Genomic DNA, 14,732 nt, shown 5'->3' with positions numbered 1-14,732 from the left:
CGCATTCTTCACCGCCTGCGCCTTCACCAAACCCAAGATCTCGGTACGGAAATCCTCCAACCGATCCGACCACCGCAAACCACCACGCGCAACCGGCCCGAAGCGCAGATGCACGCCCTCGACCCGCGGCGAATACACGAAGATCTCGAACTGCGGACGCGGCCGGGGCAATTCGGCGATCTCCTGCGGTTCGACCTTCACCGAGACGTAATCGCGCGACCTGCCTTGCGCGTCCGTCACGTAGTAGTTGGTCCGCAGCGTCGCTTTGACCAAGCCGAGCATCGCGCGCAGGATGCGGTCCGCGTCCAGGCTGACGACCTCATCGATCCGTCCGCGCACCTGGGTCTCCAGCTCGGCGGCGTGCTCGGCGGAGACGGTATCGGGATCGAAACGCGCCGCGAACAGGTCGACGAACAACCGCGCGATATCCGGATAGGTGAGCAGCACGCGGCAGATGTTCGCCTGACTGTACGGAAAACCTGCCTGCTGCAAGTACTTCGCATAGGTCCGCAGGATCGAGACGGCCCGCCACGGCAGCCGGGCGCGCAGCACGAGCTCGTTGAGACCGTCCGCCTCCGCACGGCCGTACCACATCGCCTCGAACGCTTCCACGAACCGTTCGCGCAGACCCCGCACCTCCGCCTCCAGCACGTCGGCGCGCTTGGAGGATTCGAGCAGCTCCGCGTCTAGATCCCGGTCCAGCGAACTGCGCAGCAATTCCGGGCGGGCCAGCAGACCGAAGTCGTAGATCCACCGCTCGCCGCCGGCTCGGCCGTCGGCCGCGGTCTCCAGCTCGACCTGGTACGGCCGCTCGTCCACCACCTCGACGCCGAGACTCTGCAACACGGGGAGCACCTGGCTCAGTGAGATGCCCCGCCCGCCGATGTAGAGGGTGAAGCGCCACGAACCCGGCTCCGAATCCGGTTTGCGATACAGGTATTGGTCGATGCCGCCGTCACGCAGCCGCTCCATGCGCACGATGTCGGCGAGCGCGCGGGCAGCGGCGAAATCCTGCTTGTAACCCTCGGGGAAGGCTTCCGCGTACCGCTGCACCACGGCGGGATCGAGCACCGCCGACGTACTCACCTCGTCGTTCAGGTGGTCGTCCCAGGTGCGGCTCGCCTCGGCGAGCAGGTTCTGCAGGCGCAACCGGTTGGCCTCGGAGGTGTCGGCGGCGGGTGCCGCCTGCCGCGGAGCGCCGGACTCGGCCTCCGGCATCCGCACCGTGAAATACACACGCGCCAAATCACTTTCGCCCACCCGCGCGGAGTAGTCGATGGACACGCCGCCCAATTCGCGGACCAGGATGTCCTGCATCTCGAGCCGAACCCTGGTGGTGTACCGGTCGCGCGGCAGGTAGACCAGGCAGGCGACATAGCGGCCGTAGGCATCCGCGCGCAGGAACAGGCGCACCTGGCGGCGCAGGCCCACGCTCAGCACCGCGGTCGCGGTGCGACGCAGCGTCTCGGCGTCGGAGGAGAACAGTTCGGTGCGCGGGAAGGACTGGATGACCTCGAGCATCGCTTGACCGGAGAACGAATCCAGATCGAATCCGCTGGCCTCGATCGCCGAACGCACCCGGCGCTCGATCACCGGGATATCCAAGACGTTCTCGTGCACCGCGGTGACGGTGAAGACGCCGATGAACAGGTGCTCGCCGACGATCGTCCCGGTCGCGTCGAAGTCGATGACACCGACGAAGTACGGGTACACCGAGCGGTGCACGGTGGCGGGCACCAATCCCTGGGTCAGCGTGAGCAGCGGACGGTCGCCGCCGTTGACCGGAACGTGGAAGTCGGTGCCGACGTCCGGCCGCAGCACGCCGAGGCAGGTGCCGGGCAGCACGGTGGACGTCTCCTGCTCCTGGTCGGCGCTCAGGCGGTAGCGGGCATAGCCGAGGACGGTGAAGTTGCCCTGCGCCAGCCAGCGCAGCAGATTGGCCGTGTCGACCAGATCGGTCGCGGCGAACGGTGCCGACCCGGACTGCGCGGCCAGTTCCAGGTCGTCGGCCAGCTTGCCCTGCACGTCCCGGATGGACTCGGTGTCGCCGATCACCTGGCGCACGTCGTCGACCACGTCCGGCACGGCGGCCTCGACCCTGGCCAGCAGCGCCGGGCCGGTCGACGGATGCAGTTGCACGTGCATCCAGGATTCACGGAGCCCGGCCGCGCCGGTGCCGTCCACCTCGTGCGGTGCGGCATGCGTCAGCCGCCCCTCCGCGTCCCGCTCGACTTCGAAGATCGGGTGGATGATCTCGCTGACGCTGACACCGATCCGGCTCAACGACGAGCTGATCGACTCGACCAGCAGCGGCATGTCGTCGGTGACGATCTGCACGGCGGCGCCGATACCGGACCCGTCATCAGGGTGGTACACCCGCACCAACGCGCGACCGGGGAGGCGAGTCACCGCCAGCTCCATATGCCGGCGGAAAATCTGATTGATGCCGGTGATCGCACAGTCCACATCGCCCGCGTCGACGTGGCGGAAATACGCTTCCTCGAGCGTCGCGAGCTCGCCGCGCAGTGACTGCGGCAAACCCGCGGCCCACGCCGCGCTGGACAATTCGGACGAGACGGTCATTTTCGCCAACTCCCTCGGATATCGGTTCCGTAACAAAGTGACGCCGGTCCGAGAGTAACTGTGCGCCGAAGACGCGTGGGTGAATTCCCTTCCGATATCCAGGTATTCACCACGACCGCGGTGTTCGCCGCTCAGGTGCCGAGGTCCAGCGGTTGACCTCGGCGCAGTACCAGATCGGACCCGCGAACGTCAGGTGAGCGCTACAGGTCGTATCCGCGGCGGCAGTGGCGCCGCACCGGCACCTCGGGTCAGCTCGGCCACCGCGTCGGTGGTCTCGACCACCGATTGCTCGAACTGCGCCTGCGCATTCACAACTCCCACCCTAGCGAGCTACGCGTGGGTAGGTGTCACTCCTGTTCCGGGTTGTCGACCAAGGTTCAGGGCGCCGCGCACCGCTGCCACTTACCGGCCAGAGGTTGACTCAGCCGAATCATGGCGCGGAGAACATGTCTGATGCCACAAGCTCCGTGCCGGACGAGCTTCGTCCGCTCCCGACCCCATCCGGTGCGGCGCGGACGGTGGTGGCGACACCCGCCGCCTGAATCCAGGATGCCAGCGCGCAGGCGAGGACCAGCGCGACCGAGTTGCCACTACCTGTGCAATGTGCAGGCCGTCAGCAGAGACGAGCGGCCCGTTGAGCGGGGTGGGTGCGGATCGGCTGCACCCACCCCGTTGTAGCCGACCTAGCCTCGGGTCAGCTTCCGGTGCGTAACTCGGTGCGGGCGGGCCGCTTCGGGGCCGAGACGTTCCACCTTGTTCGCCTCGTACGCCTCGAAGTTGCCCTCGAACCAGAACCATTTGGCGTCGTTGTCCGCGTCGCCCTCCCACGCGAGGATGTGGGTGCAGGTGCGGTCGAGGAACCAGCGGTCGTGCGAGATGACCACGGCGCAGCCGGGGAACTTCTCCAACGCGTTCTCCAGCGAGCCGAGGGTCTCCACGTCGAGATCGTTGGTCGGCTCGTCGAGCAGGATCAGGTTGCCGCCCAGCTTGAGGGTCAGCGCCAGGTTGAGGCGGTTGCGCTCACCGCCGGAGAGCACGCCCGCCGGCTTCTGCTGGTCCGGCCCCTTGAAACCGAAGGCACTCACGTAGGCGCGCGACGGCATTTCCTGCTGGCCCACCTCGATGTAGTCCAGGCCATCGGAGACCACCTGCCACACCGTCTTCTTCGGGTCGATGCCGGCACGGTTCTGGTCGACGTAGCTCAGCTTGACCGTATCGCCGACCTTCACCTCGCCGCTGTCGGGCTGCTCGAGCCCGACGATGGTCTTGAACAGCGTGGTCTTACCGACACCGTTCGGCCCGATGACACCGACGATGCCGTTACGGGGCAGGGTGAACGACAGATCCTTGATCAGCTGGCGATCGCCGAAGCCCTTGTCCAGGTGCTCGACCTCGACCACCACATTGCCCAGACGCGGGCCGTGTGGGATCTGGATCTCTTCGAAGTCCAACTTCCGCATCTTCTCGGCCTCGGCCGCCATCTCCTCGTACCGGCCGAGGCGGGCCTTGTTCTTCGCCTGCCTGGCCTTGGCGCCCGAACGCACCCAGGCGAGTTCTTCCTTCAGCCGCTTCTGCAGCTTCTGGTCCTTCTTGCCCTGCACCTCGAGGCGCTCGGCCTTCTTCTCCAAGTAGGTGGAGTAGTTGCCCTCATAGGGGTAGGCACGGCCGCGGTCGAGTTCGAGGATCCACTGCGCGACGTTGTCCAGGAAGTACCGGTCGTGGGTGACCGCGAGCACGGCGCCCTGGTACTGCGCGAGGTGCTGCTCGAGCCAGTTCACGCTCTCGGCGTCCAGGTGGTTGGTCGGCTCGTCGAGCAGCAGCAGGTCGGGCTTGCTCAGCAGCAGCTTGCACAGTGCGACCCGGCGGCGCTCACCACCGGAGAGAGTGGTGACCGGCTCGTCCGGCGGCGGGCAGCGCAGCGCGTCCATCGCCTGCTCGAGCTGCGAGTCGATGTCCCAGGCGTCGGCGTGGTCCAGCTCCTCTTGGAGCTTGCCCATCTCGTCCATGAGTTCGTCGGAGTAGTCGGTGGCCATCAGCTCGGCGATCTCGTTGAAGCGGTCGAGCTTGACCTTGATCTCGCCGAGGCCCTCCTCGACGTTGCCGCGGACGGTCTTCTCCTCGTTGAGCGGGGGCTCCTGCTGGAGGATGCCGACCGTGGCACCGGCGGCGAGGAACGCGTCACCGTTGTTCGGCTGGTCCAGTCCGGCCATGATCTTCAGCACGCTGGATTTACCCGCGCCGTTCGGGCCGACGACGCCGATCTTGGCGCCGGGAAGGAAGTTCAGGGTGACATCGTCGAGCACGACTTTGTCGCCGTGCGCCTTGCGAACCTTCTTCATCTGATAAATGAACTCAGCCATAAGTGTGCAGCCTATCGGTGCGGGAGACGAGGGGACGAAGCAGAGCTACCACTGCCGCCGGGACGAAACCGGTCATGCGATCAGGTACCGACGGGCTCGGGCGCACTGCCACGCGGAGGGGTGAAGCCTACGGCCGCGACGTCCTCCCCCGGCGCGTCGCCGGCCGGCTCCCGACTTTCAGCGCTCGAACCCGCCGAAGTATTCCGCGGTGCCGGATCGGACCATCGCGTCACGTGCGCGGCACAGCGGGACAGGTCCGGACCGACCGCGGTGGCGCGCATCTCCAGATCCCGGCGTTCGACGCCGTCCTTGCTGCGGTACTCGTGCGAGCGCAACTGACCGTAGGCGATGATCGGGTCACCCCGGCGCAGGGACGCGTCGACACCCGCCACCAACCTGCGCCAGCAGCTGACGGTGAGATACAGCGTGCCGTTGTCCACCCACTGCCCCGAGGTGTGATCGAGCCTGCGGGAATTACTCGCCAGCCGGAACGTCACCACCTGTTCGCCATTGGACAGATCCCGCTTGATCGGATGAGTAGCGATCGTTCCGATGACGGTCGCGTTCGCCTCGTACATAGTCAAACCCCTTCGCATTCGGATCCGGGCTGGTCCGGGTCTCCTCCCCCTTCTGGAGGGCACTTCCAGCGTGCTCGGAATCCACACCTGCCGGGAGACCCGATCCGCGAATGTGCACAACTAGCCGACTTGTGAAAATCGACTCTTTCGCACGTGTCGGGTCAGAACACCGCCACGTCGGTGTTCGCACCACACAGGACGACGATCGGTCGCTCATCCGCAGCGGGGACGTACACGCCGCTGTGAATGGCGGCCAGCGCCGCGGCCCCCGTCAACTCGACCAAGATGCGGAACTCGCGCCACAGATACTCTCGCGCCGCGCCGATCGCGTCCTCGCTGACCAGCAACGACCGCACCCGGTTGCGGCGGGCGACATCGAGCGCGATGTCACCGATCCTGGTCGGGCCGAGCGAATCCACGGTGATACCGGACCCCACCACATCCACCGGACGATCCGCCTCCAGCGCCGCACGAAGGATGGCGGCACCCTCGGGCTCGATCCCGATCACCTGCTGACGGCGCCCGAGCGCGGCCGCGATCCCGGCGACCAATCCGCCGCCACCCACCGCAGCCAGCACCGGCGGTCGTCCGCGCACCTGCTCCTCTAGCTCCAGCCCGATCACGCCGACCCCGGCGACCACGGCGGGCAGGTCGTAGGCGTGCAGCAACAACGCGCCGCGATCGGCCGCGAGTTCGGTCGCGTGCCGCCGCGCCTCGGCGTAGCTGGTTCCGCACCAGAGCACTTCGGCGCCGTGCGACCACATCGCGGCGACCTTGGTGTGCGGCGCGGTCTCCGGGACGACCACGGTGCAGGACTTGCCCAGCCGTGCGGCGGCCAGCGCGGCCGCGATGCCCGCGTTGCCGCCGGACGCGATGACGACCTGCTCGATACCCTCCCCCGACTCCAGCAGCGCGTTCAGGCTGCCGCGCACCTTGAACGTCCCGGCGTGCTGGAGGTGCTCGAGCTTCAGCGTCACCGGCACCGGACCCGACGGGCTCGCGACGGACGTGTGGAAGACCGGGGTCTTGCGGATCTGCCCGGCCATCCGCCTGCGCGCGCTTCGCACATCCGACCGTTCCACCCGCCCGACCGGTCTGTGTGGGGAGACCGTGGTGGCGCGTTCACTCACTTACGCACTTCTCCATCTCGCTTGGCCAGTTCGGCGAACATGGCGTTGTGTGCGGCGAGGGCGGCGTCGTTGTCGCGTTCGGCGGCTCGATCGGTACGTTGGGCGAGCCGCTGGTCGCTGCGAGACCATTGGATCAGCAACGCCAGCATCACCACCACCAGGGGAACCTCGCCGCTTGCCCAGGCCAGGCTCCCGCCGGTGCGTTGGTCGCCGAGCAGATCGGCGTTCCAGCCGAGGCCGAGGCCGCGGTAGAACCAGCCACCCAGCACCGTGGCCATGCTCATCAGCGCGATCCCGAAGAACGCGTGGAACGGCAGCGAGCCGAACACCATGGCGAGCTTGGTCAGCGGCTGCACCTGCCGAGGTTTGGGATCGATGCCGATCACCACCCAGTAGAACAGATAACCGCTGAGCAAGAAGTGCACGTTCATCAACAGGTGCGCCGCATGCGAGTCGGCGTACGTGTCGAAAATGCCGCCCAGGTACAGCGCGTAGAAGCCCGCGACGAAGATCGCCGAGGCCACGACCGGGTGGGTCAGGAAACGCGACACCGGGTTGTGCACCGCGGCCAGGAGCCATTCCCGCGGACCCGGCACACCGCCGCGGCCCGCGGGCTTCAGCGCCCGAAGCGCCAGCGTCACCGCGCCACCCAGCGCGAACAGGATCGGCGCCAGCATCGATAACGCCATGTGCGCACCCATGTGCACGCTGAACATCGCGGGCGAATACCGGCCGACCCCGGAGGAGGTCGCGATCAGCAGCACCACGCAGCCGGACAGCCACGCGAGCGTGCGCCCGACCGGCCACGCGTCGCCGCGCGCACGCAGCCGCCGCACACCGAGCAGATACAGCACCGCGAGCATGATCGACAGCGTTCCGAAGATCAGGTCGAACCGCCAGTCGAACAGCAGCCGCGCGATGGTCGGGGGACCGGCCAGGGTGTAGCCGAGTTCCACTTCGGCGGGCGTGGGGACCGAGTCCGGTGGTGGCGGCGGCGTGCGCCCGAGCCCGACCGCGAGACCGACGGTCGCGGCGAAGATCAACACCTCGACGCTCGCGTACCGGACCAGCGCGGCACGATCACCGGCATCCGCTACCAGAGCGGGCAGCGCGGCGCGGCGCTGGAGATAGCCGAGCACACCCAGCAGCACCAGCGCGGCGGCTTTGGCCAGCACGAGCCTGCCGTAAGTGCTGGTGAACAGCTCGTCCAGCGGTACCCGCACCCAGGAGTTGAGCACGCCGCTGACCGCGATCACGGCGAAGGCGACGGTGGCGGTCAGCGAGAATCGCCGCGCGGCCACGTCGGTGTACGCCCCGCCACGCAGGGCGTGCGCCAGCACCGCGAACAGTCCGCCGACCCAGACCGCGGACGAAACCAGGTGCAGGATCAGGCTGTTTGTGGCGACATCGTGCGATCCACCCGAGGACGAATGCCCGGTCAACGCCAACGGCATCATCGTGATGATCGAGGCGCCGAACAACGCCGGCGTCCAGCCCCAGCGCAACGCCAATCTGCACCCGACCGCGACGATCAGCGCGAAGATCACGGTGGTGCGCCAGGCACCGGCCAATTCGATCTGCGCGATCGCCCGCCACAGGCTCTCCGGCCGGAGGATCTCGGCCACCGGCTGGCCCGTGGTGTCGGAGACGGTCAGCGGGACGAGTAGCGCCGCGCAACACGCCCAGACCAACGCGAAATTCGATGCCGAGCGCACCGCGCGGTACCCGCCGACGTCCAGCAGGCCATTCGGCTGTGGCGGCACCAGGAACGCCGCGAACAGCAAAGAGCCGGCCGTCAGCGCCGCGGACAGATCGGCCAGCGCACGCACCGCGGGCAGGCCGTAGGTGGTCGACGCGCCCGGGTCGGGAATGCCGAGCAAACTCAGTGCCTGCGCCGCGGACAGCCCCACCACCAGCGCCGCGACCACGGCCGCGATGGCACCCGACAACGCCGTGACCGCCGCGAACGTCGCCCCGGACCGGGAAGCCTCGGCATCAGGAGCGGCGGACGGGACAGACTCGGACGACATACGACTGAGCGTAGTTCGGCTAGTATTCCGTAGCCCGGTCGGGTTTGGGCGGATATTCTGGGCCGCGGATCACTACAGTGCGTCGACTACGGTCTCGGGGTGGCTGAAACGTTGCTACTGCTAAGAAACTTGCGACCTGGACGGTCGCTATAATTGCCCCGCTGGACAGCACGGCCAATGTCGGCCATGGTGGAACCCACTGCCTCCGTAGCTCAGTTGGATAGAGCAAGGGCCTTCTAATCCCTAGGTCGCAGGTTCGATTCCTGCCGGGGGCGCAGCAGCACTGGTGACCTGCAAATATGCCGGTCCCCAGTGCTAATACCCACTAGCCGCGAAACTCAAACACCGAGAAATCTTCGCCAGGCGGACCGCTCACCGGATCAGTGTGGCGCAGATCCGGCCCGGCTTCGCCGACATCTTCGCGAGCCAGTTGCGGGCAGCACGCCGCCGCACGCGCGACGGGTGCTGTCAGTACGAGACGACGATCGTCGTGTACGTCGCGGAGTACACGCCGCAGTCGAATCGACCCCATCGAGCAACCGGCCCCCGCACCGCCGGGTGTTCTGCTTCAAGCGATAGATGTGCAGGTGGATGGCTTATTCAGGTGAGCCGATCCTGGCCGAGGATCTTCTGTTCCGGCCGAACCATTCGCTGATCGACCAGAGCTTGCACTCCCGGCTGGGCGCGACGACCACGAACGGCGACGGCTTCGGGATCGGCTGGTACGGCCTGGGCAGGCGACCGGCGGTGTTCAAGAACATCGAACCCGCATGGAACGACCGGAACCTGCGGGAAGTCGCGGGACAGGTGCGAACGCCGCTGTTCTTCGCGCACGTGCGCGCGTCGACCGGTGCCGCGGTGCAGCGCAGCAACTGCCACCCGTTCCGGCACGGAAATTGGTTGTGGATGCACAACGGGGAGCTGAACGGTTTCCACGCGACCAAACGCGACCTGATCACCGCGGTCGAGCCGTCCCTTTTCCCCGACATCGAGGGTTCTACCGACTCGGAGCTGCTGTTCTTCCTCGCGCTGACCTTCGGACTGCTCGACGACCCGCTCGGCGCCGTCGCCCATGCGGTCGGTTTCGTCGAGGATGTCAGCCGCACCCATGAGGTCGCGGCCCCGGTCCAGATGACCGTCGCGACCACCGACGGCAGCTCCATGTGGTTCTTCCGCTACTCCAGCGAACGGCAGACGCGGTCGTTGTTCTACTCCACCGACATCACCACCCTGCGCGCGCTGCATCCCGATGTCCCGGTGCTGTATCAGCTGGGCGAAGAAACCCGATTCGTGGTCTCCGAGCCGCTACGCGACCTCCCCGGGGCATGGAACGAAGTCCCGGAATCGTCGGCCGGTGTGATCTATCCGGGACACGACGAAATCGTCCCCTTCCAGCCGATCGCTCCATGACACGCCGCTGACGCGCCGCCGTCCGCATCCCGCAGCACTCGAATCATCCGGCTCGCCGAGCCTCCCGCCACAGGGCGTTCCCATGCTTGGGTAGCAGACCGCTCTACACCGCCCGGCATGGTACGAGCACCATCGCCGCAATACCCTGTGTCCTATCCGGTTTCGGCTCGGGGCGGCGCAGAGATAGTGTTGTCCGAAGCAGTGGCCAACACTTCCCCGCCTACACATTGGGCGGTAGGGTGAACTCTTTGTGCGCGGCATACCGGAGGGGGACGGACAGCGTGCCGTCGGAGAACGATTTCGCAGCGCCGTCGCCCTCTACGCAGCACTGGTGGGCGCGGGATTCCGCAGACAGTGGCAGTACAAACTGGCCATGTTCGCCGGGTTGTTCACCAACTGCGTATTCGGGTTCGTACGTGCGGCCGTGCTGGTCGCCGCGGTGGACGCCGCCGGTGATTTCGGCGGCTACGACCAGGGCAGCATCGGCGCGTACGTATGGATCTCCCAGGGGCTGCTCGGTGCGGTGCAGTTCATGGCAGCCCCGCTGGGCGAGCTGGACGATCGGGTGAAGACCGGCGACATCGCGATCGACTTCTTTCGCCCGGTCGACATCCAATACGGTTATCTCGCCGATGATCTCGGGCGGGCGGCCTGCACCTTCCTGCCGCGCGGGCTGCCGAGCGTTGTGGTCGGCACGCTCACCTTCGGCCTGGCGATGCCCGTGACGCCCGGCCCCTACCTGCTCGGCATGGTGAGTGTGCTGCTGGCCGTGGTGGTTTCGTTCCTGTGCCGGTTCCTCGTGGTGCTGATCGGATTCTGGGTCGTGGACACCCGCGGAGTCCGCGCGCTGTACTACGGCTCCGGGACATTCCTCGCCGGACTGTTCGTGCCGGTGCACATGTTCCCGTCGTGGCTGGCCGCGATCGCGGCGGCCACTCCCTTTCCGTCGATCCTGCAGACGCCGGTCGACGTGCTCTCGGGGCGGATCACCGGAGCGGAGGCATTCTCGGTCGTCATCGTCCAAGCGTTCTGGGTGCTGGCCATCGGGATCGCCGGGCGGGTGCTGCTGGCCGCCGGGCGCCGCAGGCTGGAGGTACAGGGTGGTTGAGGTCGCCCCGCCCCGCTCCGGCACGTGGTCGACGCCCTATGTGGCGGTGTTGCGCTCCAGGATCCGTGCCCAGCGCAGCTACCGGTTGTCGTTCGCCAGTGATGTGTTCAGCGCGTTCATGTTCGGGCTGATAGAGCTCGCCGAAGTGTGGCTGATCTTCCGTAGCGCGCGGGTACTCGGCGGGCTGGACCTGGACGCCGCGCTACTGCTGTTCGGATTGAGCCATACGAGCTTCACGTTGTCCCAAGTGTTGTTCGGCCACCTCGACACGCTGCCCGTCCTGATCAGGATGGGGCAGCTCGACGCCTATCACATCCGCCCGCAACCGCTGCTGCTGCAATTGATCACCAGCGACATCTCGCTGCGCAGGTTCGCCCGCGCCTCGGTATCGATCGTCGCGCTCGGAGTCGGGCTGGCGCGCAACGATATCGACTGGGGAGCCGGCACCGCCACGCTGCTGACCCTGACACTGCTCGGCGGTATCGCCTTGTTCGGAGGGGTGTTCGTCTGCGCCGCCGGGCTGCAGTTCTACCTGATCGATGGTTCCGAACTCACCAACAGCTTCACCTACGGCGGCTCGTTCGCCGCAACGCAACCGGCGTCGGTGTTCCCCACGCCGATGAAGCTGTTGTTCGGATTCGCCATACCGGTCTCCTTCACGGCCTACATACCCACCCTCGCGCTCCTGCGACTGCCCGGTCCGCCCCTGCTGCCCTCCTGGTTGGCCTGGCTGACTCCGGTCGCGGCGCTGTGGGTGTGGCTGCTGGCGCTGGGTCTGTGGCGGTCGGGCACACGGCACTACCAGGGAGGCGGCGGATAAGCATGGCGCAGTCGGGGCGCGCGGAAGCGATCATCGACATGAAGGATCTGACCAGGCAATTCACCCTGTACCGCAAGGACGGCCGACGCTGGCGCAGGCGCCGCGAAACACTCACCGCGGTCGACGGGATGACCGTCCGGATCGAGCGGGGCGCGGCCGTCGGCTACATCGGCGCCAACGGCGCGGGCAAATCCACCACCATCAAAATGCTCACCGGCATCCTGGTGCCCACCTCCGGCAACGTGCGCACCTGCGGGCTGGACCCGGTCCGGCAGCGGCGCGAACTGGCCGGGCGGATCGGCGTGGTGTTCGGGCAACGCTCCCAACTGTGGTGGGATCTGCCGCTGCGCGAATCGTTTTCGATTCTCGCCGCGATCCACCGGCTGGAGCCGGATGCCGCGCGCAAGCGCGCACACGAGCTGATCGAGCAACTGGAGATGGCCGACACCCTCGACACACCGGTGCGCCAACTATCGCTCGGCCAGCGCATGCGCGCGGAAGTGGCGGCGGCACTGTTGCATTCGCCCGAGCTGGTGATCCTGGACGAGCCGACGATCGGTCTCGACGTGCTGTCCAAACAACGGCTGCGCGAGTTCCTCCGCGCCGAGCGCGCCGAGCGCGGCACCACTCTGCTGCTCACCACCCACGACATGGGCGACATCGAAAGACTGTGTGGCCGTGTGCTCGTCGTCGACCACGGACGTCTGGTGTACGACGGTTCACTGACCGGTTTGGCGGCCACGGTCGGCGCCCGCCGCGTCCTGGTGGTCGACTTGGCCGAGCCCGCGCCGGACTTCGACGACCTGCCCTCGGCCCAACTGCTCAGCAGCGAAGCCAACGGCATGCGACAGCGGCTGGCCTTCGCTCCGGAGCGGATCACCGCCGCACAATTGCTGGCCGCCGTGTCCGATCGGGCCGAAGTGCGGGATCTGTCGATCGAAGAGCCGGAGATCGAGGACGTGGTCCGCCGGATATACGGATCCACCCGCTGAGGCGGGCGGATCCGATATGGATGATCGGCATCCGGATTCAGTCGGCTTCGCGTGCCCCCTGGTCGAGCCGGAAGGGCGGATACTCGTCGCGCATCAGACTCGCGTAGGCCTGAACGCGGATGATCCAACGGTTGATGCCCATCACGAAGTCGTAGACGCCCTGCGGGTAGCGCGTCGTGACCAGCAGCGCGATCAACGCGACGAGCAGCAGAATGCTCATCAGCGGGAGCGAGGGACCGCCCCAGTCGTCGCCATCGCTCATCCCGAGCGAGACGCCGCCGCTCACCATCGCGCCGACGATCAGGTAGTGCGGAATGGCCAGCAGCCACCATTTCACCAAGACCAGGCCACGGTGCAGGGTGTCGGGGTAGTCGATCTCCAGATCCGCCGGATACTCCGCGCTGGGCTGCAGGCTGAAGGGTGGGTACCGGTCGGTCCCGAGTACGGACAACGCGTAGAAGGTGACCCGCCAGGCCCAGCGCATGACGCCGACATTGAAGTCGAACAGCGCCCGCGGGTACTTGCCGGTGATCAGGATCGCGAAGAAGGCGACGATCGTGAGGACCAGGTAGGCGATGTGCAGGAAGAACAGCACGATGTAGTGCGGGATGGCCAATAGCCACTTGACCAGCCACATCCATCGCGACAGCCCCGGATCCAGATCTCCGCGAACGCGAATCGGGTCGGCCGGCACGACGGATTTCTCAGGTTCCATGATCGACACTCCTTCCGGATGTTTGTGATTCAGGCCACAAACAGTGCGGTATGTCCTGATTGTGGCGTATCGGGCCATTCAGAAACGGCACCATCCGATACCGACACGCCAACGAATCGGTGCAGCACGGCGTGGCGCGGGTCGGCCGTGCCGGACGCCTCCGCGCCACGCTGCCCGCACAGGCAACGTCGTCGGCAGCCCCGTGCATCGCACTACGCCACGGCGACATGAACACTGGCGGACGTTTCGACCAATCTCGTTGACATGGGGGCAATTCGGCTAGGCGAAGCTTCCGTCCTGTCGTGGTGCTCGTCGGTGTACTGATGATCGCTGTGCTGGTGTTGAGCATGCGCGGATGCAAGAGCAAGAAGCGGCGGCATTCGACCTCATCACGGCCCGCGGCCACTTCGACCGCGCCGCAGCAGCGGTTCCGGGATTGCGCCGAGGCGTGGGCCGCGGGGAAGGCGCCGGTGCGGCGAAGCGACCCCCGGCTACTCGATCCGGCTGGATCAGCTGGATGGCACAGCCTGCGCGGTGCGGCCGGCCGCCGTCCCTGGCTGATCATCGTGCGGCCGGCTTATCCGATCGGGTCGGCCGTCCGAACGCGGCCTGCGCGGGTGATCGGTCAGGCCGGTCCGTTCGACTGCGCCGAATAGAGGCTGACCTCGCCGTCCTCGCTGAGAAAAGCGTTGACCAGCATGGTGCGGGTGGCGCGGAGCTCATCCTGATCCGGTGCGGCGGTGGTGATGGAGATCTGCGGAATCACCGCCCAGTTGACCACGTAGCGCTCCGGCGGACCGTCGTCGTCGGACAGCCGGGCGAGGCGGAAGACCGAGACGGTTTTGCGGACGATCAGCGTGCGCACGACCTCCGCGATTCGCTCGGGGTCTTCCAGCGCGAACATGAACCCGAATGTCAACTCGGGCGATGACACGTAGGCGGGCACGAACGTCGAGGCTAGCCGATAGAACCGCGACGCGCAGCCGCAGCGCTCCATCGGGTTGCC

The 14,732-nt window shown here is 66.9% G+C and carries 13 protein-coding genes and 1 tRNA gene; 6 read left to right on the top strand and 8 right to left on the bottom strand.

The genetic code is table 11. From position 1 onward, the window contains the following. The 6 genes from AB0M45_RS26160 to AB0M45_RS26135 all read right to left on the bottom strand — a co-directional run. On the bottom strand, positions 1–2,583 hold a 2,583-nt coding region (locus tag AB0M45_RS26160), incomplete at its 3' end, for an NAD-glutamate dehydrogenase domain-containing protein (RefSeq protein WP_364334472.1). 189 nt (positions 2,584–2,772) lie between these two features. Next, the gene (locus AB0M45_RS26155; RefSeq protein ID WP_364334469.1) at positions 2,773–2,895 is read right to left on the bottom strand and encodes a hypothetical protein; all 123 of its coding nucleotides are present in this window, start codon (positions 2,893–2,895) and stop codon (positions 2,773–2,775) included. Positions 2,896–3,266: 371 nt separating this feature from the next. Further along, a complete protein-coding gene (gene ettA / locus AB0M45_RS26150) occupies positions 3,267–4,943 on the bottom strand; it encodes an energy-dependent translational throttle protein EttA (RefSeq protein WP_364334466.1) in 1,677 nt (558 codons plus the stop codon). Between the two features lie 80 nt (positions 4,944–5,023). Then, the gene (locus AB0M45_RS26145; protein ID WP_364334463.1) at positions 5,024–5,521 is read right to left on the bottom strand and encodes a single-stranded DNA-binding protein; all 498 of its coding nucleotides are present in this window, start codon (positions 5,519–5,521) and stop codon (positions 5,024–5,026) included. Positions 5,522–5,682: 161 nt separating this feature from the next. Then, positions 5,683–6,651: a serine/threonine dehydratase gene (locus AB0M45_RS26140; protein ID WP_364334460.1), complete on the bottom strand. Its 969-nt coding sequence runs from the start codon at positions 6,649–6,651 to the stop codon at positions 5,683–5,685. Further along, positions 6,648–8,681 carry a cytochrome c oxidase assembly protein gene (locus tag AB0M45_RS26135; RefSeq protein WP_364334457.1) on the bottom strand — a complete coding sequence of 678 codons (2,034 nt, stop codon included), beginning with the start codon at positions 8,679–8,681 and terminating at the stop codon, positions 6,648–6,650. The genes AB0M45_RS26140 and AB0M45_RS26135 overlap by 4 nt, the downstream gene beginning before the upstream one ends. Before the next feature lie 201 nt (positions 8,682–8,882). Here AB0M45_RS26135 and AB0M45_RS26130 point away from each other — a divergent pair. The 5 genes from AB0M45_RS26130 (at position 8,883) to AB0M45_RS26110 (ending at position 13,011) form a co-directional block, all read left to right on the top strand. After that, a tRNA-Arg gene (locus AB0M45_RS26130) sits at positions 8,883–8,956 on the top strand. Between the two features lie 316 nt (positions 8,957–9,272). Then, complete coding sequence (locus tag AB0M45_RS26125) at positions 9,273–10,091, top strand: class II glutamine amidotransferase (RefSeq protein WP_364334454.1); 819 nt, start codon at positions 9,273–9,275, stop codon at positions 10,089–10,091. A gap of 250 nt (positions 10,092–10,341) precedes the next feature. After that, positions 10,342–11,199 (top strand): ABC-2 family transporter protein, encoded by an 858-nt coding sequence (locus AB0M45_RS26120; protein WP_364334451.1) that lies wholly within the window; start codon positions 10,342–10,344, stop codon positions 11,197–11,199. Next, entirely contained in the window at positions 11,192–12,019 is an 828-nt protein-coding gene (locus AB0M45_RS26115) for an ABC-2 family transporter protein (RefSeq protein WP_364334448.1), read from the top strand. Before AB0M45_RS26120 ends, AB0M45_RS26115 begins: the two co-directional genes overlap by 8 nt. A 2-nt stretch (positions 12,020–12,021) precedes the next feature. Further along, entirely contained in the window at positions 12,022–13,011 is a 990-nt protein-coding gene (locus AB0M45_RS26110) for an ATP-binding cassette domain-containing protein (RefSeq protein WP_364334445.1), read from the top strand. A gap of 37 nt (positions 13,012–13,048) precedes the next feature. On the opposite strand, the gene AB0M45_RS26105 is transcribed toward AB0M45_RS26110, so the two are convergent. Continuing rightward, positions 13,049–13,726, bottom strand: coding sequence for a DUF4389 domain-containing protein (locus AB0M45_RS26105; RefSeq protein WP_364334442.1), 678 nt, complete (start codon positions 13,724–13,726; stop codon positions 13,049–13,051). Positions 13,727–14,049: 323 nt separating this feature from the next. Between AB0M45_RS26105 and AB0M45_RS26100 the strand changes: the two genes are divergently transcribed. Further along, positions 14,050–14,382 carry an excalibur calcium-binding domain-containing protein gene (locus tag AB0M45_RS26100; protein WP_364334490.1) on the top strand — a complete coding sequence of 111 codons (333 nt, stop codon included), beginning with the start codon at positions 14,050–14,052 and terminating at the stop codon, positions 14,380–14,382. Here the strand turns inward: AB0M45_RS26100 and AB0M45_RS26095 are convergent. Continuing rightward, on the bottom strand, positions 14,352–14,672 hold the full coding sequence (locus tag AB0M45_RS26095) for a hypothetical protein (protein ID WP_040775583.1): 321 nt from the start codon (positions 14,670–14,672) through the stop codon (positions 14,352–14,354). The genes AB0M45_RS26100 and AB0M45_RS26095 overlap by 31 nt on opposite strands. Positions 14,673–14,732 lie beyond the last annotated feature (60 nt).

This window comes from Nocardia sp. NPDC051787, assembly GCF_040681325.1.
Classification (GTDB): Bacteria; Actinomycetota; Actinomycetes; order Mycobacteriales; family Mycobacteriaceae; genus Nocardia.
The sequence above is the reverse complement of the archived record's forward strand: the minus strand, read 5'-3'. Positions and strand labels throughout refer to the sequence as shown.

What these genes read in the sequence shown, in the direction of transcription:
- AB0M45_RS26145 (WP_364334463.1), bottom strand. Translation starts at nt 5,521, where the DNA reads ATGTACGAGGCGAACGCGACCGTCATCGGAACGATCGCTACTCATCCG.
- AB0M45_RS26105 (WP_364334442.1), bottom strand. Translation starts at nt 13,726, where the DNA reads ATGGAACCTGAGAAATCCGTCGTGCCGGCCGACCCGATTCGCGTTCGC.
- AB0M45_RS26110 (WP_364334445.1), top strand. Translation starts at nt 12,022, where the DNA reads ATGGCGCAGTCGGGGCGCGCGGAAGCGATCATCGACATGAAGGATCTG.
- AB0M45_RS26125 (WP_364334454.1), top strand. Translation starts at nt 9,273, where the DNA reads ATGGCTTATTCAGGTGAGCCGATCCTGGCCGAGGATCTTCTGTTCCGG.
- ettA (WP_364334466.1), bottom strand. Translation starts at nt 4,943, where the DNA reads ATGGCTGAGTTCATTTATCAGATGAAGAAGGTTCGCAAGGCGCACGGC.
- AB0M45_RS26135 (WP_364334457.1), bottom strand. Translation starts at nt 8,681, where the DNA reads ATGTCGTCCGAGTCTGTCCCGTCCGCCGCTCCTGATGCCGAGGCTTCC.
- AB0M45_RS26100 (WP_364334490.1), top strand. Translation starts at nt 14,050, where the DNA reads ATGATCGCTGTGCTGGTGTTGAGCATGCGCGGATGCAAGAGCAAGAAG.